The sequence below is a fragment of the Streptomyces sp. RLB3-17 genome (assembly GCF_007113425.2).
GTDB classification, from domain to species: Bacteria; Actinomycetota; Actinomycetes; order Streptomycetales; family Streptomycetaceae; genus Streptomyces; species Streptomyces mirabilis_D.
In genome coordinates, this window is the sequence record NZ_CP041610.2 from 4,330,523 (window position 1) to 4,350,911 (window position 20,389).

At 71.4% G+C, this 20,389-nt stretch carries 16 protein-coding genes; 15 read left to right on the forward strand and 1 reads right to left on the reverse strand.

Features of this window, described 5'->3' with window-relative positions; translation table 11 throughout:
• Positions 1 to 21: 21 nt before the first annotated feature.
• From FNV62_RS19890 to FNV62_RS19955, 14 genes are all read left to right on the forward strand, one after another.
• Positions 22 to 495: a LamG domain-containing protein gene (locus FNV62_RS19890; protein ID WP_164657634.1), complete on the forward strand. Its 474-nt coding sequence runs from the start codon at positions 22 to 24 to the stop codon at positions 493 to 495.
• 167 nt (positions 496 to 662) lie between these two features.
• The gene (locus tag FNV62_RS19895) at positions 663 to 1,874 is read left to right on the forward strand and encodes an ROK family transcriptional regulator (protein ID WP_054231780.1); all 1,212 of its coding nucleotides are present in this window, start codon (positions 663 to 665) and stop codon (positions 1,872 to 1,874) included.
• A gap of 83 nt (positions 1,875 to 1,957) precedes the next feature.
• Positions 1,958 to 3,295 (forward strand): ABC transporter substrate-binding protein, encoded by a 1,338-nt coding sequence (locus tag FNV62_RS19900; RefSeq protein ID WP_143613397.1) that lies wholly within the window; start codon positions 1,958 to 1,960, stop codon positions 3,293 to 3,295.
• 15 nt (positions 3,296 to 3,310) lie between these two features.
• Entirely contained in the window at positions 3,311 to 4,252 is a 942-nt protein-coding gene (locus tag FNV62_RS19905) for a carbohydrate ABC transporter permease (RefSeq protein WP_097284762.1), read from the forward strand.
• A gap of 5 nt (positions 4,253 to 4,257) precedes the next feature.
• The gene (locus tag FNV62_RS19910; protein ID WP_054231783.1) at positions 4,258 to 5,151 is read left to right on the forward strand and encodes a carbohydrate ABC transporter permease; all 894 of its coding nucleotides are present in this window, start codon (positions 4,258 to 4,260) and stop codon (positions 5,149 to 5,151) included.
• 5 nt (positions 5,152 to 5,156) lie between these two features.
• Positions 5,157 to 6,422, forward strand: coding sequence for a 6-phospho-beta-glucosidase (locus FNV62_RS19915; protein ID WP_144315470.1), 1,266 nt, complete (start codon positions 5,157 to 5,159; stop codon positions 6,420 to 6,422).
• A complete protein-coding gene (locus FNV62_RS19920; protein WP_225900308.1) occupies positions 6,419 to 7,432 on the forward strand; it encodes an N-acetylglucosamine kinase in 1,014 nt (337 codons plus the stop codon). Before FNV62_RS19915 ends, FNV62_RS19920 begins: the two co-directional genes overlap by 4 nt.
• 424 nt (positions 7,433 to 7,856) lie before the next feature.
• Entirely contained in the window at positions 7,857 to 9,302 is a 1,446-nt protein-coding gene (locus FNV62_RS19925) for a hypothetical protein (protein WP_381993927.1), read from the forward strand.
• A 29-nt stretch (positions 9,303 to 9,331) separates the two neighbouring features.
• Positions 9,332 to 10,351 (forward strand): glutamate ABC transporter substrate-binding protein, encoded by a 1,020-nt coding sequence (locus tag FNV62_RS19930; RefSeq protein ID WP_097288968.1) that lies wholly within the window; start codon positions 9,332 to 9,334, stop codon positions 10,349 to 10,351.
• Positions 10,352 to 10,433: 82 nt separating this feature from the next.
• The gene (locus FNV62_RS19935; protein ID WP_054231786.1) at positions 10,434 to 11,759 is read left to right on the forward strand and encodes a hypothetical protein; all 1,326 of its coding nucleotides are present in this window, start codon (positions 10,434 to 10,436) and stop codon (positions 11,757 to 11,759) included.
• 19 nt (positions 11,760 to 11,778) lie between these two features.
• On the forward strand, positions 11,779 to 14,337 hold the full coding sequence (locus tag FNV62_RS19940; protein WP_144315471.1) for a serine/threonine-protein kinase: 2,559 nt from the start codon (positions 11,779 to 11,781) through the stop codon (positions 14,335 to 14,337).
• Entirely contained in the window at positions 14,338 to 15,756 is a 1,419-nt protein-coding gene (locus FNV62_RS19945) for a PP2C family serine/threonine-protein phosphatase (RefSeq protein ID WP_144315472.1), read from the forward strand. It abuts the gene before it with no gap.
• 117 nt (positions 15,757 to 15,873) lie between these two features.
• Positions 15,874 to 17,220 (forward strand): vWA domain-containing protein, encoded by a 1,347-nt coding sequence (locus FNV62_RS19950; protein WP_097284767.1) that lies wholly within the window; start codon positions 15,874 to 15,876, stop codon positions 17,218 to 17,220.
• A 73-nt stretch (positions 17,221 to 17,293) separates the two neighbouring features.
• Positions 17,294 to 18,712, forward strand: coding sequence for an FHA domain-containing protein (locus tag FNV62_RS19955; protein WP_144315473.1), 1,419 nt, complete (start codon positions 17,294 to 17,296; stop codon positions 18,710 to 18,712).
• A gap of 69 nt (positions 18,713 to 18,781) precedes the next feature.
• On the opposite strand, the gene FNV62_RS19960 is transcribed toward FNV62_RS19955, so the two are convergent.
• Positions 18,782 to 19,783, reverse strand: coding sequence for a methyltransferase domain-containing protein (locus FNV62_RS19960; RefSeq protein WP_143601664.1), 1,002 nt, complete (start codon positions 19,781 to 19,783; stop codon positions 18,782 to 18,784).
• 122 nt (positions 19,784 to 19,905) lie between these two features.
• Between FNV62_RS19960 and FNV62_RS19965 the strand changes: the two genes are divergently transcribed.
• A complete protein-coding gene (locus FNV62_RS19965; RefSeq protein WP_054231791.1) occupies positions 19,906 to 20,310 on the forward strand; it encodes a globin in 405 nt (134 codons plus the stop codon).
• The last annotated feature ends 79 nt before the right edge of the window (positions 20,311 to 20,389 follow it).

Genomic DNA, 20,389 nt, shown 5'->3' on the forward strand with positions numbered 1-20,389 from the left:
GCATACCAACACAATCAGCCTGTGACACACCGCAGCCAGGGCGTGCCGGTTCCTCGTGTGCGCTCCCCTGTACGACGGGCCGGCGCCTCGCTCTATCACTCCTCCGGCTCGGGCGTCTGGGCCTTCGGCCGCCACAACGACGACACCACCAGCACCTCCTTCACCGCCGTCTACGGCCCCAAGGCCGTGGCGGGCAAGAGGACCCACCCGGTCGGGGTCTTCGACGCGGACGCCGGTCGGCTCCTGCTGTACGTGAACGGCCGTCTGTCCGCCACGAAGGCCTACACCGGCACCGACTGGAACGCCGTCGGCCCCGTCCAGTTCGGCCGCCGCCTCTACCAGGGCGCGTACGGCGAATACGCCGACGGCCGTCTCAGCGACGTCCGTCTCTACCCCACCGCGCTCCCCCGGCCGACGCGGCAGCACCGCTCGGCAACGCGACCCTCACCCAGCTCGACTGAGCGAACAAGACCCGGACTCCGCCCCCGTAGGTAACGACTCTGTTGCCTCGGGGGTGGTTTCTCTTGACGCCTCCGCGGCCCGCGGCCTACCTTCCTCCCACCAATAGGAAACTTTCCTAACAATGATCTTGCAGTGGACTTCCCCACGACCACCCTGGGAAGCTGAGCGACTGGGCAGTTGAAAGGCAGGTGTCGACAAACATGGCAGGATCCGCCGGTACGCCGGGCACCCCGCGCGTCCTGCGCGCCATGAACGACCGCGCCGCCCTCGATCTGCTGCTCGCGCACGGACCGCTCTCGCGGACCAGGATCGGAAAGCTGACCGGGCTGTCCAAGCCCACCGCCTCCCAGCTCCTCGCCCGGCTGGAGGCCGCCGGACTCGTGCTGGCCACCGGCACGAGCGAGGGGCGGCCGGGCCCCAACGCCCAGTTGTACGCCGTCAATCCGAGGGCCGCCCACGCGGCGGGCCTGGACGTCACGCCCGAGCGCATCCTCGCCGCCGTCGCCGATGTCACCGGCCGCACCGTGGGCGAGTACGAGCTGCCCACCCCGGGCCGGCACCCCGCGCAGCCCGTCGTACGCCAGGTCACCGACGCCCTCGACGGGGCGGTGAAGGCGGCGGGGCTGGCCCGCGGCGACGTCCACCGGCTCGTCATCGGCACACCCGGCGCCTTCGACCCCAACACCGGCCGCCTGCGGTACGCCTCCCACCTGCCCGGCTGGCACTCCCCCAGCCTCCTCGACGAGCTCGCGGCCGCGCTGCCGATGCCCGTCGAGTACGAGAACGACGTCAACCTGGTGGCCATCGCCGAGCAGCGGCTCGGGGCGGCGCGCGGACACGAGGACTTCGTACTGCTCTGGAACGAGGGCGGCCTCGGCGCCGCCCTCGTCCTCGGCGGCCGGCTGCACCGCGGCTGGACCGGCGGCGCCGGCGAGGTCGGCTTCCTGCCGGTGCCCGGCGCACCCCTCGTACGCCAGGTGACCAAGGCCAACAGCGGTGGTTACCAGGAGCTGGCCGGCTCCCAGGCCATTCCCAAGCTCGCCCGCGAGCTGGGCATCCAGCCGGTGCCGACCGGGCCCTACGCCGAGGTCGCCGCCGCCCTCGTCGAACAGGCCGCCCGCATCAACGAGGGGCCGCACCTGCGGCTCCTGGAGACGTACGCGACCGGTCTCGCCACCGGTCTCGCCTCACTCGTCTCCGTGCTCGACCCCGAACTCGTCGTGCTCAGCGGCGCCTCACTCACCGCCGGCGGCGAACCGCTGCGCGTCCTGGTGCAGGCCGAACTGGAGGAGCTGGCCGCCTCCCGACCGCGCCTCGTGGTCGGCGACGTACACGAACACCCCGTGCTGCGCGGCGCGTTGGAGAGCGCGCTGGCGGCCACCCGCGACGAGGTCTTCGACACCTCCCGCTGAGTCCCACCCCTCGACCGACTCCCCGTCCCGCGAATCGTCCCGCGAACACCACCACCGCCGCCCTGCCGTAGGGAGACCCCGCCATGCCCGGAATATCCAGGAAAGTCGCCACCGCTCTCGCCGCTTCCGCCTCGCTCGCCCTCCTCACCACCGCCTGCACCGGCCAGTCGTCCTCGGGCGCGAGCGACGACGCCTCCAAGAACACGACGATCAACTTCTGGCACGCCTGGAGCGCGCCCGGCGAGATCGCGGGCGTGAAGGCCCTGGTCGCGGGCTTCGAGAAGACGCACCCCAACATCCACGTCAACATCGTCGCCAACATGACCGACGACAAGATCAACCAGGCCCTGCGCTCCGGCGGCGACAAGGCTCCCGACGTGATCTCCTCGTTCACCACCAACAACGTGGGCAAGTTCTGCTCCTCCGGCGCCCTTGTCGATCTCAACCCCTTCTTCAAGAAGGCGGGAATCGACCCGGCGACGACCTTCCCGAAGGCGATGAACGAGTACACCCAGTTCGACGGCAACCGCTGTACGGTTCCGCTGCTCGGTGACGCCTACGGCCTCTACTACAACAAGGACGCGTTCAAGAAGGCCGGGATCTCCAGCCCCCCGAAGACCTGGTCCGAATTCGAGGCGGACGCGAAGAAGCTCACCGTCTCCAAGGGCGACTCCTACTCCCAGCTGGGCTTCATGCCGAACTACCACGGCTGGGAGTCCACCACCGAGCACTACTTCGGCCAGTTCTCCCCGACGTACTTCGACAGCAGCGGCAAGTCGAACCTCGCCAAGGACCCCGCCTTCACCGCTGGATTCACCCTCCAGAAGAAGCTCGTCGACGAACTCGGCGGCTACCAGAAGCTGGAGAAGTACCGCTCCAAGCTCGGTGACGAATGGGGCCCCAAGCACCCCTTCCACACCGGTCAGGTCGCCATGCAGCTGGACGGCGAATGGCGGCTCGGCATGGCCGAGGACGCCAAGCCGAACTTCGAGATCGGCGTCGCCCCGCTGCCCGTTCCCGACGACCGGGCCGACCAGTACGGCAAGGGCTACATCACCGGCACCATCGCGGGCATCGCGGCCACCAGCAAGAAGCAGAACGCGGCCTGGGAACTGGTCAAATACATGACCACGGACACGGACGCGGTGGTCGGTTTCGCCAACGCCATTCACAACGTGCCCTCGACGCTGGCCGCGCTCAAGTCGCCGAAGCTGAAGTACGACCCGCGCTTCAAGACGTTCCTGGACATCGCCTCGAACCCGAACTCGACAACGACTCCCGCGTCCATCAACGGCGGCACCTACCTCGTGACGATCCAGCAGTTCGGATACGACTACGAGAGCGGCAAGGCGAAGGATCTGAAGGCGGGTCTGCGGACGACCGCCGCGCAGATCGACACGGACATCGCGCAGGCGAAGTAGCAGACGGGCACGGACATGAGCACCGTCACACTCGCTTCGAAGCGGCGCCGATCGGCGCTGCGCACCCTCGCCTTCATGTCGCCGTGGCTGATCGGCTTCGCGGTCTTCTTCGCCTATCCGCTGCTGTCGACCGTCTATTTCTCGTTCATGCACTACGACGGCTTCAAACCACCGACGTGGAGCGGCACGAAGAACTGGACCTACGTCTTCGAGCACTACCCGCTGTTCTGGCCCGCGCTGCGCAACACCCTGTGGCTGGTGCTGGTCATGGTCAGCCTGCGGGTCGTCTTCGGACTCGGCGTGGGCCTGCTCATCACGAAGATCAAGACGGGCACGGGCGTCTTCCGCACCCTCTTCTACCTCCCCTACCTCGCCCCGCCCGTCGCCGCGACGATGGCCTTCGCCTTCCTCCTCAACCCCGGTACGGGACCGGTCAACTCGCTCCTGGAGAAGGTCGGCATCCCGGCCCCCGGCTGGTTCAACGACCCCAGCTGGTCCAAGCCGGCCCTCACCCTGCTGGCCCTGTGGGGCATCGGCGACCTGATGGTCATCTTCATGGCCGCGCTGCTCGACGTACCGACGGAGCAGTACGAGGCGGCGGAGCTGGACGGCGCCTCTGCCTGGCAGCGGTTCCGGTACGTCACGCTGCCCAACATCTCGCCGATCGTGATGTTCGCCGTGGTCACCGGCGTGATCCAGACCATGCAGTACTACACCCAGCCACTGATCGCCGGGAAGGTCGCCTCGGGCGTCATCCAGGGCGCCGGGACGCAGTTCGAGCCCGGCTACCCCGACAAGTCGACGCTCACCCTGCCGCAGCTCGTCTACAACCTCGGCTTCCAGCGCTTCGACTACGGCTCCGCCTGTGTGGTCGCGCTCGTGCTCTTCGCCCTGTCCATGGTGTTCACCGCGTTCCTGATGCGGCGCCGGGGCGGTCTCATCCAGGCAGGTGACTGACAGCCATGACACAAGTACTCGACAAGCCCGTGGAGTTGCGGGCCCCGGTCTCGCCCGCCGAGCGCACCGCCCGTCGCAAGGCGCTCCTGGAGTGGGTCGCGATCCACGCCCTGGGCGTCGCCGCCGCCCTCTTCTTCGTCCTCCCCTTCGTCTTCGTCTTCCTGACCTCCCTGATGAGCGACTCGCAGGCACTCAGCCGCGATCTCATCCCGCACACCTGGGAGTGGGGCAACTACAAGAAGGTCTTCGACACCCCGGGCTTCCTCACCTGGTGGAAGAACACACTGCTGTACGCCGGTGCCGGCACCGTCCTGACGGTCGTGTCGTCGATCCCCGTCGCCTACGCCCTCGCCAAGTTCCGCTTCCGCGGCCGGAACCTGTCACTGATGCTGGTCATCTCGATGATGATGCTGCCGCCGCAGGTCGTCATCATCCCGATGTACCTCTTTTGGGCGAAACAGCTGGACCTGTCCGGCACGCTGTGGCCGCTGATCATCCCGATGGCCTTCGGTGACGCGTTCTCCATCTTCCTGCTCCGCCAGTTCCTGATGACCATCCCGAACGAGTACCTCGACGCGGCGAAGGTCGACGGCTGCGGGGACCTGAAGACCCTGCTGAAGGTCGTCCTGCCGATGGCGAAGCCGGGGATCGCCGCCGTGGGCCTCTTCCAGTTCTTCTACGCCTGGAACGACTACTTCGGCCCGCAGATCTACGCCTCCGAGAACCCCGGCGCCTGGACCCTCTCCTACGGCCTGGAGTCGTTCAAGGGCGCGCACCACACCGACTGGAACCTCACCATGGCCGCGACCGTGCTGGTCATGGCCCCCGTGATCCTCGTGTTCTTCTTCGCACAGAAGGCGTTCGTCGAGGGCGTCACGCTCACCGGAGTGAAGGGTTGACACACATGAAACTCACCGTGGTCGGCGGAGGGTCGACCTACACGCCCGAACTCATCGACGGCTTCGCCCGGTTGCGGGACACCCTGCCGGTCGAGGAACTGGTCCTCGTCGACCCGGCCGCCGACCGCCTGGAGCTGGTGGGCGGCCTGGCACGCCGCATCTTCGCCAAGCAGGAGCACCCCGGCCGGATCGTCACGACCTCCGACCTGGACAAGGGCGTCGAAGGCGCCGACGCGGTCCTGCTCCAGCTGCGCGTCGGCGGGCAGGCGGCCCGCGAGCAGGACGAGACCTGGCCGCTGGAGTGCGGCTGCATCGGCCAGGAGACGACGGGCGCGGGCGGTCTGGCGAAGGCGCTGCGCACGGTGCCGGTGGTACTGGACATCGCGGAGCGCGTCCGCCGTGCCAACCCCGCCGCCTGGATCATCGACTTCACCAACCCGGTCGGGATCGTGACGCGCGCGCTGCTCCAGGCGGGCCACAGGACGGTCGGGCTGTGCAACGTGGCGATCGGCTTCCAGCGGAAGTTCGCCGGGATGCTCGGGGTCGCCCCCGTGGACGTCCATCTGGACCACGTGGGTCTCAACCACCTCAGCTGGGAGACCGGGGTGCGCCTCGGCGGCCCCGAGGGCGAGAACGTCCTGCCGAAGCTGCTGGCCGAACACGGCGACACGATCGCCGACGACCTGCGCCTGCCGCGCACCCTCGTGGACCGCCTGGGCGTGGTCCCCTCCTACTACCTGCGCTACTTCTACGCGCACGACGAGGTCGTACGAGAGCTGCGGACGAAGCCGTCACGGGCGGCGGAGGTCGCGGCGATGGAGCGGGAGTTGCTGAAGATGTACGGCGATCCGGCGCTCGACGAGAAGCCTGAGCTGCTCGCGAAGCGGGGCGGCGCGTACTACTCCGAGGCGGCCGTCGACCTCGCCGCCGCGCTGCTCGGCGGGGGCGGCAGCCCCTATCAGGTGGTCAACACCTACAACAAGGGCACCTTGCCCTTCCTCCCGGACGACGCGGTGATCGAGGTGCAGGCGGCCGTCGGTCCGCACGGCCCGACACCACTGCCGGTCCGGCCGGTCGACCCCCTGTACGCGGGGCTGATGGCGGCCGTGACGTCCTACGAGGACCTGGCCCTGGAAGCCGCTCTGCGCGGCGGCCGCGACCGGGTCTTCCGGACCCTCCTCGCCCACCCCCTCATCGGCCAGTACGAGTACGCCGACGCCCTGACCGACCAACTGATCGCGCACAACCGGGAGCACCTCGCGTGGGCATGACGTCATCCGGACCCGGCGCCGGGACGGCCGCCGGATCCGACCCCGCGGGCATGGTCCTGGCCATCGACGCGGGGAACAGCAAGACCGACGTCGCGGTCGTGTCCGTGGACGGGCGGGTGGTCGGGGCCGCGCGCGGCGGGGGATTCCGGCCGCCGGTGGTCGGGGTCGCCACGGCCGTGGACACCGTGGGCGAGGCCGTCGCCCGCGCCTTCGCCGAGGCGGGCGTCGACTCCGTGGCCCATGTCTCGGCCTGTCTGGCCAACGCCGATCTTCCCGTGGAGGAGGAGCAGTTGGCGGCCGCGCTGCACGCGCGCGCGTGGGGCACGAGCGTGGAGGTGCGCAACGACACGTTCGCGATCCTGCGCGCCGGGATAGCGGAGCCGCGTGGGGTCGCCGTCGTGTGCGGCGCGGGTATCAACTGCGTCGGCATGCGTCCCGACGGCCGCACCGCCCGTTTCCCGGCGCTCGGCCGGATCTCCGGTGACTGGGGCGGTGGTTGGGGCCTGGCGGAGGAGGCCCTGTGGTACGCGGCCCGCGCGGAGGACGGCCGGGGCGGGCCCACGGCCCTGGCCCACACCCTTCCGGCCCACTTCGGCCTGTCCTCCATGTACGCCCTGATCGAGGCGCTGCACCTGGAGCACATCGAGCACGACCGCCGGCATGAACTGACCCCGGTGCTGTTCGCGACGGCGGCGGAGGGTGACGAGGTCGCTCGCGCTCTCGTGGACCGGCTCGCGGACGAGGTCGTCGCGATGGCCACGGTCGCTCTGACCCGCCTCGACCTCCTCACCGAGGAGACCCCCGTCCTCCTTGGGGGTGGTGTCCTTGCCGCCCGCCATCCCCAACTCGACGACCGGATCCGCGAACTCCTGTCGGCCCAGGCCCCCAAGGCGGTCCCCCAGGTGATCTCGTCCCGCCCCGTGCTGGGCGCCGCCCTCCTGGGCCTGGACCACGTCCACGCCCCCACCGAGGTCCACACCCGCGTACGGGCCTTCTACGAGGGGGGTTGAGGGCCCTCGTCCTCGAACGCCGGACGACCCCAGGCATGCAGGGGCGCGGGGAACCGCGCGACCGGCCCCCACCGGCCCGCACCCGAAAAGACCACCCCTCGCACATACCCCGCGTACCGGCGCATTCGAAAGGGAACCGAACACACACCGGCCGCGTATTCATGGTCAGGGGGGTAGCGCGGAGCGCCGCGGTCGCGCTGCCGTCCGAACGGGCCACCGCTGTACGAAGGATGGGCTGCAATCCGAACAAGATCGAGTCAAGGCCTGTGCGGATGTCAGTCCCGGCGGCGATACTTGCGGCCGTGCACCTCTTTTCGTGCTCCCGCGTACGCGGGGGAGGTGACCGACGGATGACCATGGGGGAGGTCAAGTGACACAGCCGCCGAAGGGCACGGCGCCACCGGGGCAGCCGGCCACGCCCACGATGCCGGCCGTCCCGCCGCAGTCCGGCGCGACAGCGGCCCGGTACGGCGCGACAGCGACGGCGCCGCGGTCCGGGCCCGCCTCGCCACCGGGCAGACCCGCCACGCCCGACACCGCCCCCGCACGCCGCACCGCCTGGGCGGAGGGGGTGGACCGCCTGCGCGCCGCGGCGACGACGGAACCGGGCCGGCTGCGCCTCATCGGCGCCGTCCTCGCCCTCCTGGTCATCGCGTTCGGCACGGTCACCGCCTGGCAGATGACCGAACGTTCGAGCGCGGCGGACGACGTGCTGCACAGCAGCCAGCCGCTGAGCGCCGGCGCCGCGGACATCTACCGTTCGCTCGCGGACGCCAACACCGCGGCCTCCAGCGGCTTCCTCGCGGGCGGCCAGGAGAGCGCGGACACCCGCGACCGGTACGAGAAGGACATCCGGACGGCCGCGCAGGGGCTCATCACCGCCGCCGCCAACTCCGATCCGGGATCCCCGTCCACGGACACGATCGCCAAGCTCAACAAGCTGCTGCCGGAGTACAAGGGCCTGATCGAGCGGGCCCGCGCCAACAACCGGCAGGGCTATCCGCTCGGCGGCGCCTACCTGCGGTACGCGAACGAGAAGATGCAGCAGCAGATGCTCCCCGCGGCCGAGGACCTCTACAAGCGGGAGAACGCCCGGCTGAGCGCCGACTACGCCGACGCGAAGCCCTACCCGTGGGCCGCGATCGGTCTCGGCGTCCTCGCGCTCGGCGGGCTCTTCTGGGCCCAGCGCCGCCATTACCGGCGTACGAACCGGGTGTTGAACCAGGGACTGGTCGCCGCCACGGCCGCCTCCGCGGTGGTGCTGCTCTGGCTGGTGGTCGGGCACAGCGTGGCCCGGGCCGGGCTGAACTCCTCGTACGAGCACGGGGTCCGCTCGCTGAACGTGCTGCACGACGCCCGGATCGCCTCCCTGAAGGCGCGCGGCAACGAGAACCTGACACTGGTCAGCCGGGGCGCGGAGACCAAGCAGGTGTCCGCGACGGAGGTCATGGACCTCTACGACTACGACTTCCAGCAGGACATGAAGACCCTCACCAAGGGCCTGGCGCTGGCCGAGGGCCTCGCCGACGACACGGCGGGCAAGAAGCCCGTCGAGGCCGCGACGGCCAACATGAAGGTCTGGAAGTCCCGCCACCAGGAGGCCCGCACGGCCGACGACTCGGGCGACTACCAGGGCGCTTTGAACAAGGTGATCGGTTCGGCGGCCGACAAGCCGACCGGTGAGTGCTTCGACGGCGTGGACACCAACCTCGCGGCGGCGCTGACGCACGAGGAGACTGAGTTCAAGCAGGCGGCGGGCAACGGCCGGGACGCGATGAGCGGGCTCCCCGCGGGCGCGGGCGTCCTCGCGGCGCTGGCCGCGGCGGGTGCCCTGCTGGGCATCGGACGCAGGCTTTCGGAGTACCGGTGAGAGGGGGAGTGGTGAAAGGGGGCATGGCGATGACCGCACGACGTCTGAGGGCGAGCCTGAAGGGCTGGGGCGGCGTGGGTGCGATGGCCCTCGCCCTGGTCGTCACCGCGGTCTTCGCCCTGTTGCTGCCGCTGAGCAGCGCCCGCGGGGACGGCAGCACGGGCACCGGCGGCCAGGGCGTGGGCCAGGGCATCCAGGCCAGGGCCGACACGTGCACCGACCCGCAGAACCAGAGCCCCTCCCCGTCCTCCGACGACAGCGGCAAGACGATCACGGCCATCAAGCAGCGCGGCTATCTGTCGGTGGGCGTCGACCAGAACAGCTACCGCTGGGGCTACCGCGATCCGAACAACACGGCGAAGAGCAGCGACCTGGAGGGCTTCGACATCGATCTCGCGCACGAGATCGCGAGGGAGATCCTCGGCGACCCGAACGCCGTCCGTTTCCACGCCATCCCCACCAACCAGCGCATCCCCGCGATCAAGTCCGGTCAGGTCGACATGGTGGTGCGCACCATGACGATCACCTGCTCCCGCCTCAAGGACGTGGCCTTCTCGGCCCCCTACTTCCTGACCGGGCAGCAGGTCCTGGCCCCCAAGACCTCGGACATCAAGGGGTACGACAAGACGCTGGCGGGCAAGCGGATCTGCTCGGCGGCGGGCTCGACGGCGTACGACAAGCTGTCGGCCGACAAGAAGGCGGGCGCGCTCGCCTCCTCCGCGGACATCACCACCACCGTGCCCAACCAACTCGACTGCCTGGTGCGGCTGCAGCTCGGTCAGGTCGACGCCGTGGTGACCGACGGCGCGCTCGCCGCCAGCCAGGCGGCGCAGGACCCGACGGTCGAGCTGAAGGGCAAGACCTTCACCGAGGACTACTACGGCGTGGCGATGAAGTTGGGCGCCGACGATCTGGTACGCCGGGTCAACCAGGTACTCGTGGACTACCGCAAGAGCGGCGGCTGGCAGGCCTCGTACACCAAGTGGCTGTCCGCGACCCTGAAGGCGGACTCCCCGTCGGCGACTCCGCCCACGGCGCACTACAAGTAACGGAAACCGGGTAACGGCGGCGCGGACGACGCGGCCGACGGGAACGCAAGCAACGGGCACGACCGAGAGCGAGAGGTGATCGATGGGCGTCACGGGACCCCCCGAGCCGGTGATGGACCGGGACGAGGTGGACCGTGCGCTGGCGCGGCTCGGCGCGGAGCACGAGGCCATCGAGACCTCGCTCCTCGCCCTGCAGGACCACGCGGGCCGCAGACTCCTCGAAGGCGCCGAGCTCACGGGCACGACCAAGGAGCGCTGGTCGACCGCGGACGCGTCGATCACGCTGCTGTGGGCGTACTTCGACGCGTACACGGACGCGCTGCGCTCCGCCCGCGACATCCGTTCCCGGCGACGCTGGTCGAGCCGTGAGGACCTGGTCGAGCTGACCGAACTGCTGCGCGGCGCGGGCATCACGGTCGCCGGTTCGACGACCGCCGCGGCGAACGCGCCGACGCTCTCCGGCACCGGGAAGCTCAGCGAGCGTTTCTCCCTGGTGGCGCTGGTGCAGCGGATGAACGAGCTGTACGCGTCCTCGCTCGACATGGTCGTCGCGGCGGACGCCGTCTGGTCCGCGCTGCCCGCCCGGATCGATTTACTGGCCGCGGAGCTCCAGCGCACCCGCCAGCTCGCGCACTCCGTGGGCGTACGCCCCGGTGAGCACCCGGCGGGCGACGACCTGGAGCGGATCACCCGGACGCTGAGCACCCTGCGTCAGCAGGTCGTCTCCGACCCGCTGGCCTTCTGGGTGCCCACGAAGGGCAGTTCGGCGCCCGGCGGCGGACGTCCCGACACGACGACGTACGACCGCGAGGCGCGCGCCCTGGAGGACGTGCGCCGGGAGATCGACGCGGTGCTCACCGTCCGCCAGGACGCGGAGGCCCGTCTCGTGCGACTGCGGGACGTGCTCAGTCGCGCCGACCGCACGCTCGCGGAGGCGAGGAGCGCCCGCGGTGAGGTACTGGCGAAGATCGCCGCGTCCGAGGTGCCGGCCGTCAGCGGACCGCCGACGGTGCTGCAGGAGCAGTTGGCGACGGCCGCGGAGTACCGCAGACACGCCCAGTGGCACCGTCTGTCGCCCCTCCTGGAGGCGCTGGAGGAGAAGGCCGAGGACGAGCTGCTGCGCGCCCGCGAGTCGTTGACCGCGGTCACCGCGCCGCTCGCGGTCCGCGCGGAGCTGCGCGGCCGCCTCGACGCGTACAAGGCGAAGGTGGCCCGGCACGGCCTCGCGGAGGACCCGTTCCTCATCGAGCGCTACGACGCGGCCCGACGCATGCTGTGGAGCGCGCCCTGCGATCTGCGGGTGGCGGAGGACGCGGTGCTGCGCTATCAGCGGGCCGCCGTCGATCTGCTCAGCCCGCGGGTGCCCGAACAGGGCGGGCCCACCGACCGTAGGGGGCCACACGCGTGAGCGTTGAAGGTGATGCAGTGTGAGTGAGCAGCAGAAGTGCCAGCGGCCCGGTTGCCCGGGGTCGTACGAGGACGTGGGCGGCGGCGAGCTGTACTGCGACACGTGCGGTCTGGCACCCGTCGTCTCGGCGAACGGCATGGTGGGCTCGCCCCCGACCGGACTCACCGCGGGCGGCAAGGGCTCGCGCGGCTCCGGCAGCAGTTCGCGGGCGAGTTCCCGCAGTTCCAGTTCCCGTACGTCCTCGCGCTCCTCCCAGTCGCGGCGCTCGGTCTCCGGACGTCTGTCGCGCTCGCTGTCCGGCAACGCGAGCAGCCGCTCGGTGTCGGTGCGCAGCTCGGGCTCGACCGCCGCCTCCAGTGGCCGCGGACGGCTCGGCGTCGGGCTGGTGCAGGTGCCGGACGTGCCGCGGCCCGACCCCCGCGCGATGGTGCAGGAGAACCCGGAGGTGCCCGAGCGGAAGCGGTTCTGCTCGCGCTCCGACTGCGGGGCGCCGGTGGGCCGTTCGCGCGGTGAGCGGGTGGGGCGCACCGAGGGGTTCTGCACCAAGTGCGGTCACCCGTACTCGTTCGTGCCGAAGCTGCACACGGGCGACATCGTGCACGGCCAGTACGAGGTGGTGGGCTGTCTCGCGCACGGCGGGCTCGGCTGGGTCTACCTCGCCGTCGACCGCGCCGTCTCCGACCGCTGGGTGGTCCTCAAGGGCCTGCTCGACACCGGCGACCAGGACGCGATGGCGGCGGCGATCTCCGAGCGGCGCTTCCTCGCGGAGATCGAGCACGCCAACATCGTGCGGATCTACAACTTCGTGGAGCACCTGGACCAGCGGACGGGCTCGCTGGACGGGTACATCGTCATGGAGTACGTCGGCGGCAAGTCGCTGAAGGAGATCGCCAACGACCGTCGGACGGCGGACGGCAAGCGCGATCCGCTGCCGGTGGAGCAGGCCTGCGCGTACGGCATCGAGGCACTGGAGGCGCTCGGTCATCTGCACAGCCGCAATCTGCTCTACTGCGACTTCAAGGTCGACAACGCGATCCAGACCGAGGACCAGCTCAAGCTGATCGACATGGGCGCGGTGCGCAGGATGGACGACGACGAGTCGGCCATCTACGGCACGGTGGGCTACCAGGCGCCGGAGGTGGCCGAGGTCGGTCCCTCGGTGGCGAGTGACCTCTACACGGTCGCCCGCACCCTGGCCGTGCTGACCTTCGACTTCCAGGGGTACACGAACGTCTTCGTGGACTCCCTGCCGGACCCGGACAACATCGAGGTCTTCCGGACGTACGAGTCCTTCTACCGGCTCCTGGTGCGCGCCACCGACCCCGATCCGGCGCGCCGGTTCGCGTCCGCGCAGGAGATGGCGGAGCAGCTGACGGGTGTGCTCAGGGAGGTCGTGTCCCTCCAGACGGGGCGGGCGCGCCCGGCCCTGTCCACCCTGTTCGGGCCGGAACTGAAGGTCACGGACACGGAGTTGTTCGGCAAGCTGGACGGGGACGTGTCACGGCTGGGGGCACGCGCGGTGCCCCTGCGGGGGAGAAGGCGAGCGCCCGCGCCGCCCCCCGGCAGCAACGGAACGGGGGTGAACGGCACCCCGCCGCTCCCCCTGGCGCCCGCTCCGGCCCCGGCCGCTCTGGTCAAGCCGCTGAACGCCGCGGCGACCGCGCTCGCGCTGCCGGTCCCCCGGGTCGACCCGGGGGACCCCAACGCCGGTTTCCTCGCGGGCCTGATGGCCTCGGCTCCCGCGGAGCTGATCACCGCGCTGCACGCGGCGCCCATCGGCTCCCTGGAGCTGCGCCTGCGCGAGCTGCGGGCCCGGCTGGAGATGGGCGAGCTGGCCAGTGCGAGCCGGGGACTGGAGGCGCTGGAGGCGGACCACCCCGACGACTGGCGGGTGGTCTGGTACCGGGGCGTCGCGGCCCTGGCGACCGGGGAGCACGAGACCGCGGCGCTGTCCTTCGACGCGATCTACGACGCCTTCCCGGGCGAGCCCGCGCCGAAGCTGGCCCTCGGCCTGTGCGCGGAGGTGCTCGGGCAGCTGGACAACGCGGGTGAGTACTACCGCCTGGTGTGGACGACCGACCCCAGCTATGTCAGCTCGGCGTTCGGCCTGGCCCGCGTGCAGCTCGCGGCGGGCGACCGCCGCGGCTCCGTACGCACACTGGAGTCCGTCCCGGAGTCGTCGATCCACTACACGGCGGCGCGGGTCGCGGCGGTGCGGGCGCGGCTGCGGCAGCGGCTGGCCGAGGAGGCGGCGGCAGCTGCGTTCCTGGACGATCTGACAGCGGCGGCCGGACAGGTCGAGGCTCTGGACGGATACGGTCTGGACGCGGTGCGACGCGAGCAGTTGTCGACGGAGGTCCTGGGCTGCGCCCTGGACTGGGTACTCTCCGGTAGCCGGAGTTCCGCCCCGCACTCCGGCGGCGGACCGGTGCTGCTCGGCAGTGAGGTGGACGAGCGCGGTCTGCGTTTCGCACTGGAGCGTTCGTACCGCACGCTGGCCCGCCTCGCGCGGGGCGGCGAGGAGAGGATCGACCTGGTGGAACGTGCCAACCGTTACCGCCCCCGGACGTGGGTGTGATTGATGTCCCAGATGCCCCAGCCGACGGCCCTTTCGCGGTGCCCCAGTTGCGAGGAGCCCCTGGAGGCGGGTGACCGTTTCTGCGGTGCGTGCGGGTACGACCTGTCGGCGGTGCCCGCACCGCCCCAGGACCACCCCACGATCGCCATGAACGGCTCGTCGACACGCCCCTCCGAGGCCGCCGCGTCCCTGGACTGGCCGCTCGCGCCGGAGCCCGCGAGCTCCGACACGCCCGCGCCGGTGCACCGGGCGACCGACATCCGGGGCACGGACTCGGGCGGCTCCGAACTCCCCCACCCGGACACGGAGTCCGCGGCGGCCCAGCATCCGGGCGACCATCCCTCGGGCGTACAGCCCTCGGGTGAGCAGCCTTCGGGCGTACGGTTCGACCGGCCCCCGGAGCCCGACGAGTACCCGCTCGCCCCGCCGGCCGGAGCCCCCGCCGGGTCCGTCGTCGATCCGCGGACCGCGGACCTCGGCACACCCGTCACGCCCCCCGCGGGCACCAAACTGTGCGTCGCCTGCCGCTCCGGCCATGTGGACAGCGACGGCTACTGCGAGAACTGCGGGCACGCCCAGCCGCGCGAACGGGACCACATGGAGCAGGAATTGGGTGCGGTGGCCGCGGTCAGTGACCGGGGCCTGCGCCACCACCGCAACGAGGACGCGTTCGCGATCTCCTCGACCGCGCTGCCGGACGGCTCCCCCGCGGTCGTCGCGATCGTCTGCGACGGGGTCTCCTCGGCGACCCGCCCCGACGAGGCCTCGCTCGCCGCGTCCCGGGCGGCGGGCGAGGCGCTGTTGGCGGCGCTGCCGCTCGGCACCCACCCGCAGCAGGCCATGCACGAGGCGATCCTCGCGGCCGCCGAGGCCGTCAACTCGCTGGCCGAGGCGCCCCCCGCGCACGAGGAACACGCTCCGCACCAGAACGCGCCCGCCTGCACCCTCGTCGGCGCCGTCGTCACCCCCGCCCTGCTGATCGTCGGCTGGGTCGGCGACAGCCGCGCCTACTGGGTCCCCGTCGACCGCAGTTCGCCCCCCGCCCGGCTCACCGAGGACGACTCCTGGGCCGCGCAGATGGTCGCCGCGGGCCTGATGAGCGAGGCGCAGGCGTACGCCGACGAGCGCGCCCACGCCATCACGGGCTGGCTCGGCGCGGACGCCTACGAACTGGAGCCGCACACCGCTTCCTTCAAGCCGGACCGGCCGGGTGTGGTGGTGGTGTGCACCGACGGACTGTGGAACTACGCGGAGGCGGCCGAGGAGATGGCCGAGGTCGTGCCGCTGGACGCCGCCGAAAGGCCCCTGCACAGCGCCCAGGTCCTGGTGGGTCACGCCCTGGACGGCGGGGGCCACGACAACGTAACAGTGGCCGTCGTGCCGTTCCCGGCCCCGCCGCAGGGGGCAGGATCGGCCTGAGGCCGCGAAAAGGCGCAATCCGTGCCCACGGGGACGGCCTCGGACCGGAGGGGACCGGTCCGCATACAGTCATCGCCTCCGCCAACCGACGGAGGTCTTGAGGGGGACGAAGAAGGCATGGCCAATTTCTCGAAGTCGAACGTGCCGCAGTTCTCGGTCGACGTGTACCAGAACGAGTACCTGCCCGAGGGCGGCCGCGAGGTCAACGCGATCGTCACGGTGAGCGCCACCGGCGGCGGCACCGTCGGGAGCGCGGTCGGCGCGCCCCACCTGTACGCGGCGGGCCGGGGCCCGGACGCCGCCGTGGCGATCATGGTCGACTGTTCCGGCTCGATGGACTACCCGCCGACCAAGATGCGCAACGCCCGCGAGGCCACGGCCGCCGCGATCGACACCCTGCGCGACGGCGTGCACTTCGCGGTGATCGGCGGCACGCACATCGCCAAGGAGGTCTACCCCGGCAATGGGCGCCTCGCGGTGGCCGACGCGGCGACCCGCGGCCAGGCCAAGGAGGCGCTGCGCAGGCTGAGCGCGGGCGGCGGTACGGCGATCGGCACCTGGCTGCGCCTCGCCGACCGGCTGCTGTCCTCGGCCGACGTGTCGATTCGGCACGGCATCCTGCTCACCGACGGCCGCAACGAACACGAGTCGCCGCAGGACCTCAAGGCCGCCCTCGACTCCTGTGCCGGACGTTTCACCTGTGACGCGCGTGGAGTGGGTACGGACTGGGAGGTCAAGGAGGTCACCGGGATCGCCTCGGCCCTGCTCGGCACCGCCGACATCGTCGCGGACCCGGCCGCCCTGTCCGCCGACTTCACACAGATGATGGAGACGGCGATGGGCAAGGAGGTCGCGGACGTCGCGCTGCGCCTGTGGACGCCGGTCGGCACCGAGATCAAGTTCGTCAAGCAAGTGGCCCCCACGGTCGAGGAGCTGACCGGCCGTCGCACCGAGGCGGGCCCGCGCGCCGGCGACTACCCCACCGGGTCCTGGGGCGACGAGTCCCGCGACTACCACGTGTGTGTCGAGGTCCCCTCGGCCGGAGTGGGCCAGGAGATGCTGGCGGCCCGGGTCTCGCTCGTCGTCCCGCAGGGCGACGGCGGCGTGCACAACCTCGGCGCCCAGGGGCTCGTCAAGGCGGTGTGGACCGACGACATGGTGGCCTCGACGAGAATCAACGCCCAGGTCGCGCACTACACAGGTCAGGCGGAACTGGCGCAAGTCATCCAACAGGGTCTGGATCTGCGCAAATCGGGAGATGTCGACGGAGCAACGGCCAAGCTGGGCCGGGCCGTTCAGCTCGCGAGTGCGTCGGGCAACGCCGATACTGCGAAACTGCTTGCGAAGGTGGTGGACGTGGTCGACGCCGCGGCAGGTACTGTGCGATTGAAGGCAAGGGTCGAAGAGGCTGACGAAATGACCCTTGAGACACGGTCCACAAAGACTGTTCGTGTAAAGAAGTAGCGAGCCCGGTTCCCGCTGGGAACTGGAGAAACCCGGTCATAACGGCCGGAAAAGGAGAGGGGGAAGCGCCGACATGCCGACCTGCCCGAACGGACACCAGTCGGGTTCCGACGACTGGTGCGAGGTCTGCGGTCACCGCATGGCCGGTGCCGTGCCTCCGCCCCCTCCACCGCCGCCGCCCGCCGCCGGTTACGGCTATCCGCCGCCCGGCTCGCCCCCGCCGTCCGGTCCCGGGGGCCCGGGTGGACCCGGCGCCCCCGGTGGGCGCCCGCACCTGTCCGCCGTGCCCAATCAGGAGCCGGAGCTCTGCCCGCAGTGCCGTACGCCCCGTGAGGGCGGTGCGCCGTTCTGCGAGGAGTGCCGGTGGAACTTCCTGACGAACACGGCGACCTCGTACACCCCGGCGGCGCCGCGTCCGCAGTCGCCCGCGCCCGGGATGCCCAATCCGGCGCTGCGCTTCCAGCAGCCTCCGCAGGGGCAGGGGCAGCCGGGTGGTCCCGGCCCCGCGACCGGTCCCGGTCACGACCCGTTCGACTACCAGAGCTCGCGGCCCTCGCAGATGAACCGCCCCGCGGAACCGATTCCGCCCTACGGGCAGGATCCGTCGGGCTTCCGCGGCGACCCGTCCCGGCAGGGTGGTCCTTCCGGCCCGGGCGGTCCCGGTGGTCCCGGTGGTCCCGGTGGCTTCGGCGGTCCTGGTCCTGGTCCCGGCGGCTTCGGTGCGGACCCGTCCCGTCCGGTTCCGCCGCCGCCCGGGCCCATGCCCGGCGGTCCCGGTGGCCCCGGCGCCCCGCAGGCCTTCACCCAGCAGCCGGCCGCTCCCACGTTCCCGCAGCAGGGCCCGCCCGGGCCCGGCGGTCCGCAGTCCGGGGGCCCGTCCTTCGGCGGCGGTGACGACGACTGGGTGATCTCCCCGCCGTCGGGCAATTCGCCCGGCGGACCGGGTGGTCCCGGCGGACGCCCCGGTGGTCCCGGCGGTCCCGGTGGTCCCGGTATGGGGCAGGGCGGCGGCTACGGCTATCCGCAGCCCGGCGCGACGCAGGCCCCGCCCGGCCCCGGTCCCGACTACCAGCAGCAGCGCCAGCCGCTGTCCTGGAGCGCGACGATCGGTCCCGACCGCGAGTACTTCATGGCGATGATGCAGCGCTCCGGCCCCGAGGCCGCGGGCCTGAACCTGCCCGCGTACTCGCCGGAGCAGCAGCGCCCGCTCACCGGCAACCAGATGACGATCGGCCGCCGTCGGCACTCCACCGGCGACACCCCCGACATCGACCTCTCGGTGCCCCCGGAGGACCCGGGCGTCTCGCACCAGCACGCGGTCCTGGTCCAGCAGCCGGACGGCAGCTGGGCGGTCGTCGACCAGAACTCGACCAACGGCACCACGGTCAACGGCGGCGAGGAGCCCATCCAGCCCTTCGTGCCGGTCCCGCTCCAGGACGGCGACCGGGTGCACGTCGGCGCCTGGACGACGATCACCATCAGGCGAGGCTGACGGCCAAGGCCGCGACAGGAGTCCCGGCGGGAATCACGGCGGGAAGCACCGCAGAAGCCACAGCAGGAGTCACGGCAGCGGCCAGGCGTACGGCCCCTCGGGGTCGTCCAGCCACGCCCAGGCGTCCGCGCCGTCGACCGTGACCCCGTACCGCTCGCGCACGGGCCGGTTCTCGCGCTCCCACAGCTCGTACGCCTCGTACGGGTCGAGGCCGCTCCCTGCCAGGGTCAGCAGGAACCGGAACAGCTCGTCGCCGCGGGCCCGACGCGGCAGCTCGCGCAGGTCCTGCGGCTCCGCCTCCTCGGGTCGGCTCGCGCCGCGCAGGGGCACGAAGTAGGCCGGCGTGTGCAGGAAGCGCCCCTCGGCGTGTTCGGCGTCCCGGACGCGCAGCGCGATCAGGCCGGTGGCCAGCGGCGCCAGGATGCGGGCGCCGGGACGGCACTGGGCGAGCCACGGCCGCGGGATCGAGGTCAGCGTGCAGGTCGCGATGATCCGGTCGAAGGGGGCGCGCTCGGGGACCCCGCGGGCGCCGTCCCCGGTGACGACGGTCGGGTGGTACCCGGCGGTGGCCAGATGCCGGCGCGCGGACTCGGTGATCTCCGGGTCGAGGTCGACCGTGGTCACCAGGCGGTCGCCGAGCCGGTGGGCGAGCAGCGCCGCGTTGTAGCCGGTGCCGGCGCCGATCTCGAGGACGGCGTCCCCCTCCCGTACCTCCAGCGCGGTCAGCATCATCGCCATCAGCGACGGCTGGCTGCTGGAGGAGACCAACTCGCCGTCGCGCACCCGGGTGGCCAGCGGAGCGTCCGCGTAGGCGCCGCGCACCCAGTGCTCCCGGCTGCGCGGGTCGGGGTCCTCGCCCCACACCCGCTCGAAGCCGCCCACGGCACCGACGTAGTAGTACGGCACGAAGAGGTGGCGCGGGACCTCCTCGAACGCCGCCCGCCACACCGGGTCGGCGGCCCAGGCCCCACTCCGGTCGATCTCGCGCACCAGGGCGGCCCGCGCCAGGGCGGCGAGGTGGTCGAGGTCCTGATCGTGGTCGTGGTCGTGATCGAGAGCGTGCGCGCTCATACCTCCACTGTGCTGCGGGACGGGCCGCGAGGCGAGTGCCGCACCCGCCGGGCCGCTGGGGGCGCTGGGCCGCTGGTCCTAAGCCTTGCGTCCTCGGTCACCCGGTCTGAGACGATGGTGAGGTGAAAGAGATTCGGCGCGGCACGCTTCAGGAGCAGACCTTCTACGAGCAGGTCGGCGGCGAGGAGACCTTCCGGCGCCTCGTGCATCGTTTCTACGAGGGAGTGGCCGAAGACCCGCTGCTGCGAGCCATGTACCCCGAGGAGGACCTGGGCCCGGCCGAGGAACGCTTCACCCTGTTCCTGATCCAGTACTGGGGCGGCCCGACGACGTACAGCGACAACCGCGGTCACCCCCGGCTGCGGATGCGGCACGCCCCGTTCGCCGTCGACCAGGCGGCACACGATGCCTGGCTGGCGCACATGCGGGTGGCCGTCGACGAACTCGGCCTCTCCGAGGAGCACGAGCACACGCTGTGGAACTACCTGACGTACGCGGCGGCGTCGATGATCAACACGGCCGGCTGAGAGCGGTCGGGGGCCGGGGGGATCGGACCGATCGCGGCCCGGGGAATCGGGCCGATCGGAGCCGGGGGGATCGAGCCGA